This is a genomic window from Candidatus Scalindua japonica, assembly GCF_002443295.1.
Lineage (GTDB): Bacteria > Planctomycetota > Brocadiia > Brocadiales > Scalinduaceae > Scalindua > Scalindua japonica.
On the sequence record NZ_BAOS01000046.1, the window covers coordinates 14,851 to 26,841 of the forward strand.

General features: G+C 38.4%; 8 protein-coding genes and 1 tRNA gene. 5 read left to right on the top strand and 4 right to left on the bottom strand.

From position 1 onward, the window contains the following. The first annotated feature begins 55 nt into the window (after positions 1–55). The 3 genes from SCALIN_RS21065 (at position 56) to SCALIN_RS22480 (ending at position 5,673) form a co-directional block, all read left to right on the top strand. Complete coding sequence (locus tag SCALIN_RS21065; protein WP_162532456.1) at positions 56–796, top strand: S1C family serine protease; 741 nt, start codon at positions 56–58, stop codon at positions 794–796. Positions 797–991: 195 nt separating this feature from the next. After that, complete coding sequence (locus tag SCALIN_RS21070; protein ID WP_096896407.1) at positions 992–5,428, top strand: tetratricopeptide repeat protein; 4,437 nt, start codon at positions 992–994, stop codon at positions 5,426–5,428. 71 nt (positions 5,429–5,499) lie between these two features. Further along, positions 5,500–5,673: a hypothetical protein gene (locus SCALIN_RS22480; RefSeq protein ID WP_162532457.1), complete on the top strand. Its 174-nt coding sequence runs from the start codon at positions 5,500–5,502 to the stop codon at positions 5,671–5,673. Between the two features lie 234 nt (positions 5,674–5,907). Here the strand turns inward: SCALIN_RS22480 and SCALIN_RS24240 are convergent, their stop codons facing one another. Then, positions 5,908–6,246: a group II intron maturase-specific domain-containing protein gene (locus SCALIN_RS24240; protein WP_096896408.1), complete on the bottom strand. Its 339-nt coding sequence runs from the start codon at positions 6,244–6,246 to the stop codon at positions 5,908–5,910. 202 nt (positions 6,247–6,448) lie between these two features. Between SCALIN_RS24240 and SCALIN_RS22950 the strand changes: the two genes are divergently transcribed. Beyond that, a complete protein-coding gene (locus SCALIN_RS22950) occupies positions 6,449–7,327 on the top strand; it encodes a PEP-CTERM sorting domain-containing protein (protein WP_096896409.1) in 879 nt (292 codons plus the stop codon). 13 nt (positions 7,328–7,340) lie between these two features. Here the strand turns inward: SCALIN_RS22950 and SCALIN_RS21085 are convergent, their stop codons facing one another. Continuing rightward, on the bottom strand, positions 7,341–8,504 hold the full coding sequence (locus SCALIN_RS21085; RefSeq protein WP_096896410.1) for a M20 metallopeptidase family protein: 1,164 nt from the start codon (positions 8,502–8,504) through the stop codon (positions 7,341–7,343). A gap of 515 nt (positions 8,505–9,019) precedes the next feature. Here SCALIN_RS21085 and SCALIN_RS21090 point away from each other — a divergent pair. Next, positions 9,020–11,245: a DNA polymerase domain-containing protein gene (locus SCALIN_RS21090; protein WP_203415610.1), complete on the top strand. Its 2,226-nt coding sequence runs from the start codon at positions 9,020–9,022 to the stop codon at positions 11,243–11,245. A gap of 35 nt (positions 11,246–11,280) precedes the next feature. On the opposite strand, the gene SCALIN_RS21095 is transcribed toward SCALIN_RS21090, so the two are convergent. Continuing rightward, positions 11,281–11,368, bottom strand: a tRNA-Leu gene (locus tag SCALIN_RS21095). 149 nt (positions 11,369–11,517) lie between these two features. After that, a complete protein-coding gene (locus tag SCALIN_RS21100; protein ID WP_096896411.1) occupies positions 11,518–11,982 on the bottom strand; it encodes a hypothetical protein in 465 nt (154 codons plus the stop codon). Positions 11,983–11,991 lie beyond the last annotated feature (9 nt).

Here is an 11,991-nt window from a genome sequence, read left to right on the forward strand (position 1 = left end):
TCTATTATGTTCAATACGTGATATCATGTGTTTTTTTTCTTTTTTTACATTACTATTGCTGCTAACAATTGGAAATGTTTCTGCTCATGGCCGTGATACCCATCTGGTAGAGACGATAAATAGAATCAAACCTTCAATAATAGCGGTTGGGACCTATCATCCACTTTCCAGACCTGCAGTAAAATTCTATGGTACTGGTTTTGTCATTAGTAGAAATGGTTTCGCAATTACGGCAGAGCATGTAATAAGTGCGATAGCAAGAAATGGCGAAATGGGTAATTTATATGCTTTTTTTCCTGATACAGGGAACTCAATAAAAGTAAGTGCTAAACTCATAAGCAAGAATATAAAATATGACCTTTCGATTATTAAATTGAAAGGAAGTGGATTTGATTATTTAAAGTTAGGAGATTCTTCAAGTGTTAAAGAAGGTCAGTCTATCGCACTTTGTGGTTATCCATATGGCCCTGTTTTTGGATTGCATCCAACTACACATACTGGAATAATCAGTAATATAAGTCCTATGGTAGTTCCCGTACAGAATATGTCATTACTTTCCAATAGAATGATAAAGGCATTAACAGACCCATATTACATCTTTCAGATTGATTGTACGGCTTTTCCCGGTAACAGTGGTGGGCCGCTGGTTCTTCCTGAAACGGGTGAAGTTATAGGTGTGTTGAATAGTGCATTTATAAAGATCACAAAGGAGAATAAGCAGATATCTACCGGCATTAGTTATGCGATACCTATCAATTATGTAAGAGAGCTTATTGAATCTATCAAAAAGAAGTGACATACATATTAAATGTTTCTTTCGGGTTAGAGTGTTGTATTTATTAAAGTTACAATGAAAGTTTTGTGTTGATAGTAAAACAATTTTGTAGTTGACATAATTTACTACTGCTATATTATAACAAAATATTGTATAGCTATTTAACTGTATTGTCCTTAAATATCTTAATATTGAAAAAAAAGGGGTGCTAAATTAATGGATGAATTTAAAAAAACACGCAGGAAACGTAGGCAAAAAAACACTGGTATGATCGAGAGTACCGATAATCCGGCGAAGAGATACAGACGCTCCAGGAGTTCCAGGGGTACGAAGTTCTGGATTTTGTTTGTGGTAGTTCCAATAATTGTCGTGTTGTGTGCGTCTATAGGCTCTTACGGTTTATACAAAAAGAGAAAAGCATCTCGTTACGAAAATACTAAACAAGGTCTGCAGCAAGGATCGATATATGCAAAATTAAATAGACATAATGATGCAATTAAAGAGTATAAAAAGGCGTTGGAGAAGAACCCTCAGGATATCAATATCCTCTATCAATTGGGCATTTCATATATCAAGTTAAAGGAATTTGACAAAGCGGTAAGTGCGTTTAAAACTGCCCTCAAAATCAAACCGAATTACTCAAAAGCACGTTTCCAGTTGGCAGTCATTAGATTAACTAAGGCAAAAGAGTTAAGAAAGCTTGGTGAGAGTGAATCTGTTGTTTTAGAAATACTGTTGGATGCTGAAGATATATGCAGAGAGATAATAGAGAAAGATAATAATTTCATACAGGCGTATGCTTTATTAGGGGAAGTTCATTTCTTACAAGGATTACTTGATGATGCCATAATAGATTATAAACGTATACTCAAAATTGATAATTCATATGTAAATGGTCATATTGCTCTTGCCAGGTTGTACGTGAACAAAGGTAGTTTAGATATGGCAGAGGAGGAGTGTAAATTAGTGCTGTCAGAATTTGAACCCGATAATAAGATGGTGCAGTTTCTCTTAGCGACAATTTACGAGCAAAAAGGCATGTATGATGAGGCCGTTTCATTATTGATGCGGATGAGCGAGGATGCGCCTGGTAATACGATGGTGAACATACAATTAGGTTTATTATATTTGAAACTGTCTAAATTTGATGAGGCACTTGAGCAAGCCGATAAAGTTGCTTCTCCGCTGCCACCGGCAGTATATTTTATTAAAGGAAGTGTGTTGCTGCAAAGAAAAAAATTCAAGGAAGCTATTACCCTCTTGAAAGAGGCAGTTATTAGCTTGCCTAAACTGGTAGAACCACACTATTTTCTGGCACATGCTTTATCAGGGATTGGGCGTTTTGAGGAAGCTAAGACTGAGTTTAAAACTGCCATCAACCTCGCTCCAAATTTCGTTCCCGCAAAAATTGGTCTTGCGAAGCTCCTGTCGAGCGCGGGTTGGCATAAAGAAACAATTGATCTGTGTAATGAAGTCCTTGAACTCAAACCTGACAATGTGGATGCGATGCAATTGCTTGGTCTGGCATATATTAAAGAACAAGATTTTGAAAACGCTGAAAAACAGTTTCGGAAAATTCAAGAGATAGACTCATCTGTTGGTGATATTAATATGGCCTATTTGAGCCTTACTTCGGGACAGTTAAGCAAGTGTATACGTCAGTGTGAGGAGATTCTCCATACTGATCCTGAGACAGTAAAAATTTATGATATTCTGGGTCTGGCACACATAAGACGAGGTGATTTCGATAGTGGTATTGAACAATTTAAGAAGGCCCTGAAGTTAAATCAGAATTCAATATCTACTCTTGTTAATCTTGCAAAGGTTTACGTAGTAGCTGAAAGAATAGATGAGGCGAAGAAAATACTGAAAACAACGTTATCAACAAATCCGGATAATTTAAAAGTATTGTCTTTATTAGCAGGTATATATCAGAGGGAAAGCAATGTTGATGAGTCGGCAAAAATCTTTGAACGGATAATAGAAATAGACCCTGATTTAATTGACGGTTATGGATTAGCCAGTATGTATTTCTTGCAGGGTAAGACAGACGAGTCGATTGATTTGTATAATAAGGCGCTTAAACTCATTCCTGAAAATGTTGTAATACTTACGAATCTTGCCCTATCGTACCAACAAAAGGAAAATTATGTAGCATCTCTCAAATATTGTACAAAGGCAATTGAATTAAGACCTGAAAATCCATCTTATAAGTTTATGTTGGCAAATATTTTTATTGCTAAAGGTGCACATAGCGCCGCGAAGGAGCAAATTGAATCTATACCATCTTTCTCAGGTGACCAGAAAAATGCGTTTCTTGAATTAATAGATTTATCCCAATTGGACGAAAAGAAAGGAAAGCAGATAGCACTTGCATTAAATAAAATAATCTTTCTGAGGCAAGGTGGTTTATTAGATTTGGCAATAAAAGAGTGTAAAAAGGCAATTGAGATTTTTCCTGAAAATATAATTCCTAAAGTAATCCTGGCTAATACCTATCTCAGTTTAAAGCGTAACGAGGAGGCGATTGCAGTATATTCTGAAATTGTCAAAGAGAAACCGGAGTTTGCGTCCTCTTATTATGATCTGGGAATGGCATATATTTTGAGCGGTAATCAGGACCAGGCACTTTCAACGTATCAAATGCTTGATGATAATGATGAGGGGTCTGTGTCGGCTCGCCTGGTACTTGCAGGTACTCTTATGAAAGATGGTGATGCGGAAAAGGCGGAAAAGGCGGCAAAGATAGTTGGGGATGTTATAAAAATAGATCCGAACAATTTGATGGCTCAAAGTTTGTTGGGTAAGATGAGCCTTGCGGATAAGGATTATTCAAAGGCAGAAACCGCATTCACGAAGATGATTGAATTAAAGGGTGATACTTTTGAAGGTCATTTTAATATGGCAAGAATGAAATTATCTCAAGGTGAATATGAAGAGTGTATTCAGCACTGTAAGGTGGCATTGCGAACAAAGCCTGTAGATGTGCGAATACATAATATCCTGGGAGTTGCTTATATGAGGAAAGGTATGTTAAAAGATGCGGCATTATCTTTTAATAAAATAATAGACATTAATTCTGATTTTATTCCGGCTTATCTGAATCTTGCACATATGAACATGGTTGCGCAAAAGCCTGGCATAGCTTCTCTTTTGTACAAAGCTGCACTGAAGGTGGATTCTGATTCAGTTGAAGCTCGAATTGGCTTAGGAAATTCATACGCGCTATTGAATGATAATGTACTTGCTATTGCTGAATTTGAGACGGTGATAAAAAAATATCCTAACAATATTGATGCTCATGTTGCATTGGCAAGAAGCAATATTGCTCTGGGTAATAACACGAAGGCAAAACAGGCAGTAATGAATGCTTTAAGCATAGACACTGATAATCCAATAGCACGTTCTGTGCTAACGAAGATATATGTAATAGATGAAGATATGCAACAGGCAATAAAACAGTTGGAATGGGTTTTGGTAAAAAGCCCTAAAACAATAGAAGTTTATGATCTTGGGGTTTTGTATGTGGACATTGGAGAGTTTGATAAGGCTATATCAGTTTATAAGCAGGGTGTAGACAATTTTCCTGGTAATCACTTATTGTGGTGCAATCTTGCAGTTACTTATCAATTAGGTAAGGATTATAAAAGTGCTAAAACTGCTTTTAATAAGGCATTAACAATTCAGCCGGATGGTATTATTCCAAATTTGTGCATGATTCATTTATATATGGCTAAAGGTGAAATAGATAATGCGAGACAGCATTTGAAAAACTTGACAATAATCGGAGATGTAAACAAGCGGAGGTATCTGCGTTTGTTGGAATTGTGTGGTAAGGATGTGGAAGTAGCTGATAAGGTATCACATCATTTATCACGGGCTATTATTTATTCTAATAATAGATGGTCCAAACGTATTATAAACGAATATGATGAGTTGATAAAAATGGTACCTGGCAATGCTGTTGCATATAATGCAAAGGCAGATAATCTGGTATTGATTCGACAATATGATAAAGCAATAAAAGCTTATAAGAAAATAATAGAAATAGAGCCGGAATCTCCGGATGCTTATATTAAACTTGCCGGTGTATATAGACGTAGTGGGGACAATGATGAGGCATTGGCTCAGTTTAGAAGGGTAATACGTGTTGATCCTGAGAATACTATTGCTCACTTGAATATAGGCATTTTGACAGAAGCCAAAGGTCTGCTTGAGGAATCAGTCAATTTTTATAATAAGGTAATAGAATTAGACCCGAATTCTTCGGTTGCGTACAATAACCTTGCATGGTTATATGCATCAAAAATGAAGAATAAAATTGAAGAAGCATTGGTGCTGGCAAAAAAAGCAAAGGAACTTAATCCGAATAATCCAGCCATTGCCGATACTCTTGGGTGGATTTACTATTTGGATGCTGATTATGACAATGCTGTTTCGGAGCTTAGAGCTGCGGCGCGTAATGCGACATGGAACCCTTCTATACGTTATCACCTTGGGGCTGCTTATTACAAAAAGGGGATTCTGAGAGATGCATTGAGAGAGATGGAACGTGCATTAAAAATTAGTAGCACTTTTCCTGAGGCGGAAGATGCAAAAGAAATTATTGAAAAAATAATAATAAACAAGGTAAGGGGCAACAGTAGTAAGTGAGTATACTCGGCTTTGGTTGATTATGAAGTAATAATTAATGTAAAAAAAAGAGTTTCGGTGGCATTTTTATAATGGTGCTGACAGTTGGATTTGTTTTGACAACTGCTAATGCAATTCCAACCAGCGGCACCGCCGCCGATTTAACTGGAACCCGGGCCGCAGAGGTCGATGGGGAGATAAACATAACAGATACTCCAAATCACGCGGATGCTACTCTTGATTGGCTCATCATAGATATAATTTAGATGGCACTTTACTACACATAGACTTTTAACGGATTCAAATAGCCCGCTATAAATCATTTCACTCTTGATCTTTCGGATTCTGCTATAGTTAATGGGGTGTTCCAGAATGGAGTTATTACTGACGTCACCATTAACGGTAATGATATAGTTGACAACAAGTTATATCCTTGTAAACCCTACGTATTACTCGTGGCGACTGCGTATAGCTGCTCTGTTGTAGAGTAAAGGTTAAAATCATACTTTAGTACATTTGCTGAGTAAGTATTGTTCGAATGACAGTAACCCCATTCTTCTCAACCGGCGTATTGGAAAACGTCTGTTGTCAGTCCTCCGTTTTATTGAGCACTTAAAGCATCTCAGCCTCATGCGTATCCAACATTCTAATCTTCCATATACTACCTGTAAATCGCCAGGTCGAAAGTAATTGACGTGCTCTCTTATCACAGGAATGAGTCTGCCAATAACTGTTTTCAGGTTAACGCCTTGTGATCGTTTAGAGTCATGAGGTGTGAAATAATAGTTGACAGTGACAGCAATAGTGTTTATTATATTAAACAAAAGAGGCGGTAGCAAATAGCATTATCCCTGTTGAACATATTTTCAATTATACAAATTAAGTATTTCATTTTCAGCTGAAAAATACGAAATAAACTGTTGGACATTAGTTTGTATTATTATCTTGTCACAGAATTTTTTTTTTATTCTGGTAGAGAGCGATCTTGGTGTGGTGAGTAGGTTAGCTCTTTTAAATATTTATTAAAGAGAGGGACGTATTATGATGTTAATGTTTTATAGAAAATGCAGTACTATAGCCGTATTGTCAGGTATTGTCACGTTGATGGTATTCTGCTCAACGGTGATGGCTACACCAGTTGAGTCGGTTTTTTCTGACCCTGCCAATGGGTGGATGCAGTTTGCGGATGATGACGGTATCGCTACCGGACACGGAGGTCAGAACTTCGATACGGAATATCTCTTTTACAAGATTGATGGTGATAATCTTTCAATAGGGCTGCAGACAGGGTTTGATGTGGAAACCGGAAGGAATGGTACTGGTAGATATTATACGGGAGACCTTGCGTTATCATTTGATGGCGATCACTCAGGGTTTGGCGGCAGCGGATATGAGTATGCTCTGGACTTTGGATTACAAACCAGAGATTTGAGGAAAAGGTCCCAGGGAGACCCACAGAATATCGATGCTAACGTCCACGGTACCATCGGTACGTCCGGTATAGATGTTGCTGGCTTGTACGAGAATGTAGAGTGGTATAACGGCCATATGCAAGTTAATACGGATGATGGTGATGGTGAAGACGAACCTCCATTTGCAATGAATGAGGGTGATATTGTAGCCAACGCTCTGCAGTACAATATTGGGGATTTGGGAACGAACAGTTTTTACAGAATAGTTACATTTGATACAACTTTGGTTTCTGAGGCATCTGATGGAAGCTATTCAGTGCACGCCCACTATACAATGAACTGTGGGAATGATTCAATCCATGGTGGTTTTGCTGTTGTTAATAGCTCTAACAGCTCTGAGCCTGTCCCTGAACCTGCTACTGTGGTTCTGTTAGGAATCGGTCTGATTGGGTTGGGAGGAGTATATATTAGAAGGAGATATATACGACGCCTAAGTGAGAATGTTTAAGAGTGGTGTAATGTTAAGATAAACGCTCAATAGTCAGTTTTGCTGCTTCAGCAAGGAATGCAGCGCCGATACCCAGGGCGTCTTCATCAAAATCGAATGTAGAGCTGTGAGCGGGTATGCATTCCAACCCCTTCTTCTGCGATCCCAATCTTACCAGGCATCCGGGGATTTTTTCCAGATAATAGGAGAAATCTTCACCACCCATACAAGCAAATTTGGTGTCAACCAGAGCATTGTGTCCAATGGAATTAATGACAGCAGTTTTTGCGATTTCAGACTCTTCCACGGTATTTATAACTGACGGGTAGCCCATAGTAAAGTTTACGCTGACTTTTGCGTTGTGAAGTGTCCCGGCAGCATCTACGATACGTGTTATACCAGACATTATTTGATCTCTTATCTGCGTGTCTGTCGTACGTATTGTACCGGAAAGTTTAGCCTTCTCTGCTACCGCATTAGGCACAGAACCTCCCTCGATCCGCCCTACCGATACAATTGAGGGATACAAGGGATTTACTTCTCTGGAAACGATAGTCTGAAGGGACATTACTATAAGACTGGCTACTACAATTGCGTCAACTGCATCGTGAGGCTGTGCGGCGTGGCCTCCCTTACCTGTAATTGTAATATCGAATCTATCGGTAAATGCCGAGATCGTACCGGCTTGTACTACTAATTTTCCTGTCTTGTAATGTCTGTCCAGATGGCATGCGAATATTGCTTCTGCTTTAACAAGCAGTCCCGATTCCATGATTTTCTGCGCTCCACCACCGCCTTCTTCTGCCGGTTGGAATACAAGTAACACGCTGCCCGTTTGAAGAGATTCTTTAAGTAAAGAGGCTGCCCCGATCAGCATTGCGACATGCCCGTCATGACCACATGCATGCATTACACCCTCTGTTTTTGAAGAAAACTCAAGCCCTGTCTCTTCCTGGATAGCCAATGCATCCATATCTGCCCTCAAGGCTACAACAGGCCCTGTATCATTACTTTTATTTATACGGCCTATTACACCGGTTTTCCCAATTCCTGTAGTTGCTTCAATACCAAGCCTCTTTAATTCCCTGGTTATGATGGTAGCAGTATTCTCTTCCTGATAACCAAGCTCCGGATACATATGGATTTCACGACGTATTCGAACCATATGTTGAAACAACTCTTTTGATACAATATTCATAAATTCATTCTATTATAATGGCGATAAATATCCAGATTAAAATCAGTAGCGTCAGATTAGGTTTTTGCATATAGCAATTTTTTGCTCCAATACTGTCATTCCCGCATGCTTTAAGCGGGAATCCAGATTGAACGAACCACTTGGATACCCGATAAAGAAATTCCTGCCCGAATAGGTACAGGCTGGCGGGTATGACAAAAAACGGTATACGCAAAAACCTAACCGGACGCTACTGAATTAAAATAGTCTTTTATATATTCTGCAGAGTTAAATTTTCATTGGGTTGCACGAACAAACTCATATGTCCATGATGTTTCCTTTAACATACTGAAAGTATAACAAACAGGGTTTGTACATGCTGTCTTTACATAAGGTACAAAAATATGTTTATTTCTACTGGACAAAAAAGTACTGGACCATAGAATACTAATTCAGGGATTTTTTTCAATTCTTCTATTTAATTCCTGAATTCTTTAAATCCTAAATTACCTAAAAAGGAAGGTTATCAGTTACAAATGGATATGAAATTCAAAAAAGTATCTTTTCACGAGAATGAGATTCTATTTGGTCGTGATTCTACTCCTTTTATTACGGCTGTTGAGTTTGATGGTAATAATAGTGTAGAGATTTTTTTTCGTAAAAAAGATAAAGTTGCATCAAAGAAGGAAGTATTTAAACCTTTTATTTTATTGGAAGATACTATCCATATGGAAGGATGGAACGGTACGTATGAGGCAAAGAGGCTTAATGGAGATGCTTATTATAAGTACCTGGTCTTTCTGGAAACCTGGTCAGATTTGCAGCTATTGTTAAAGCATTTTAAGAAGAAGACCGGAGCAACTCCGGCAAGTTTGAGCGCTCCTTTTCTCTTTTTAAATGATCCGGTTCATCAATACCTTGTTTTTTCAGGACAAACACTCTTTAAAGAGATGTTATATATTGATCTTGTCAGACTACAGCTTGACATCGAAACATACTGTGCTGAGGGGTATGAGTTTTCAAATCCATATAGAGATGAAGACAGAATTACTCTGATATCTCTTTCGGACAGTAGTGGTTGGGAGTATGTAATCTCAGGAAAAGAATATGGTGAGAAAGAGATGCTGGAGGTTATGGTTGAACAGATAAATTTAAGAGACCCTGACGTAATCGAAGGTCATAACATATTTAATTTTGATTTAACTTACATATCGGCGCGTGCGAGAAGGTACAAGGTTCCTTTGGCTATTGGCCGCAATAAACAGGTACTTAAATCTCATCAGTCACGTTTAAATATTGCAGAGAGAACAATCTCTTATAAAAAATTTGAGATATATGGTCGTCATATTGTGGATACGTACTTACTGGCACAGATGTATGATGTTACTGCCAGGAATCTGGAGAGTTATGGCCTTAAGAATGTAGCCAGGCATTTTAATCTTGCTTCTCCGGATAGAACGTACATAGATCCGGACAGGTTAAGTTGGTATTTTGATAATAAGCCAGATGAACTTTTAAAATATGGCCTGGATGATGTCAGGGAGACAAGGGCAATAAGCGAAATCCTGGGCCAGAGCTTTTATTATCAGACGCAGATATTTCCATACTCGTTTCAGAATACTATTATCAGAGGCAATGCGACTAAAATTAATTCTCTTTTTATTAGGGAATATATAAGTTCAGGTCATTCGATTCCCCGGACATCCCAGTCCAGAGAGTACTCAGGTGGATACACAGATATGTTTCTTCAGGGTGTGATCAACAGAGTTTTATACTGTGATGTTCAGTCACTGTATCCATCCATAATGTTAACCTTTAAATACTTTCCGAAAGTTGACGAGCTGAATATCTTTCATTCACTATTGGGTGACTTGAAGGATTTCAGATTAAAGACAAAGGAGATGATGTCTACTGCTGAGACAAAATCTGAAAAAATGTATTTTGACGCGCTCCAGTCCACGTTCAAGATACTCATTAATTCATTTTATGGTTATCTGGGTTTTGCGTATGGACACTTCAGTGATTTTGAAGAGGCAAACAAAGTAACGGCAAAAGGACGTGAAATTATTAAATCCATGATTGAATGGCTGGAGGATAACGATTGTAAGGTGATAGAGATTGATACAGACGGTATATACTTTGTTCCTCCCGGCAGAGTTAAACAGGAGGAGGATGAGGAAGAGATCATTAATGAATTATCCAGTGCGCTGCCTGAAGGTATAAATCTTGAGTTAGCCGGCAGATATAAAGCAATGTTCAGCTATAAAATCAAGAACTACGTACTCCTTGATTATGATGACAAAATAATTATCAAGGGATCTGGTCTGCGTTCAAGAGGTTTAGAGCTTTTTCAACGCAGGTTTATGGAGGAGATGTTTCTTCATTTGCTTAAGGGAGAGGGTGAAAAGATGGATGGTCTTCTGGATAAATACGAAAAAGAGCTGACAGACCACAAGTGGGACAAAAAGATGTTTATAAAAAAGGAGACCCTGAAAGAGTCCCTTGCTACCTATTCCGAAAAGGTAAGTAAAAAGAAGAGGAGCGCTGCCGCGGCCTATGAACTCGCCCTTAAGTCAGAACGCAGCTATCAGCCGGGTGATCAAGTATCTTATTATGTAATTGGTGATAAGAGCAGGGTGAGGGTATTTGATAACTGCAAACTTGCTTCACAGTGGGACAGGGAAGAACCGGACGAAAATGTAGAGTATTATAAAAAAAAGCTTAAAACGCTATATGATAAATTTAAGCCGTTTTTCGAATAAATCATATTGGGGGTTTTTAAGCCCAATATGATTTATGGTGCCAGAGGTGGGAGTCGAACCCACACCCCCATTACAGGGACCGGATTTTGAGTCCGGCGCGTCTGCCAATTCCACCACTCTGGCTACCAGATTATATATTTAGAAGCTTCTTCCTGTCCGTGTAAGTTCATGAAGACGGTTGACGTTTCCTCTCTTTCGAGAGGATTCCAGTTGGAGTTCTCTTGAAAGAGAGGAATTCGCTCTGAAAATAGTAACCGCAAAGATCCAATGTATTAAAATAATCTATGATTCTTTCTCTTTGAAATTGGAGGGCCAATTATCTCCGACAAAATTATTGCACTTGGAAGATCTTGCTTTGATAAGGGGCCCCACGGAAATTTTGTATGGTAAATTACTTTCTTTTCAGGAAGAGGTGATTTTTGTTTCTCTTTATGTTTATTTACCAATTGAGATTTAAACTGATGAACCCTGTTCTTTGTCTCTGGTCCCTCTCTCTGCGAAACTGTTTTTTTTAAAGGTTGATGTGTTCTTCTCTTCGTTCTTATTTGAGGCTCAGGCTTTTCAATACCTAGTAGCTCTTCCATGTATCGGCTGAGCTTGCCCTCTTCTCCTCTTGTTTTATATTCCGTGTCATTTGTCCTGTCAATATCAGTACCCGGTCTGTTTCTGGCTCGATTCTTAAGAGCAGTATATATTATAAAAGCGATTATTATTACTGACCAGACTAATTGTTCCATTCATATTTC

Bases quoted from the DNA above. Each gene is read 5' to 3' on its own strand.
- SCALIN_RS21070 (WP_096896407.1), top strand. From the start codon at position 992: ATGGATGAATTTAAAAAAACACGCAGGAAACGTAGGCAAAAAAACACT.
- SCALIN_RS22480 (WP_162532457.1), top strand. From the start codon at position 5,500: ATGGTGCTGACAGTTGGATTTGTTTTGACAACTGCTAATGCAATTCCA.
- SCALIN_RS22950 (WP_096896409.1), top strand. From the start codon at position 6,449: ATGATGTTAATGTTTTATAGAAAATGCAGTACTATAGCCGTATTGTCA.
- SCALIN_RS21085 (WP_096896410.1), bottom strand. From the start codon at position 8,504: ATGAATATTGTATCAAAAGAGTTGTTTCAACATATGGTTCGAATACGT.
- SCALIN_RS21090 (WP_203415610.1), top strand. From the start codon at position 9,020: ATGGATATGAAATTCAAAAAAGTATCTTTTCACGAGAATGAGATTCTA.
- SCALIN_RS21100 (WP_096896411.1), bottom strand. From the start codon at position 11,982: ATGGAACAATTAGTCTGGTCAGTAATAATAATCGCTTTTATAATATAT.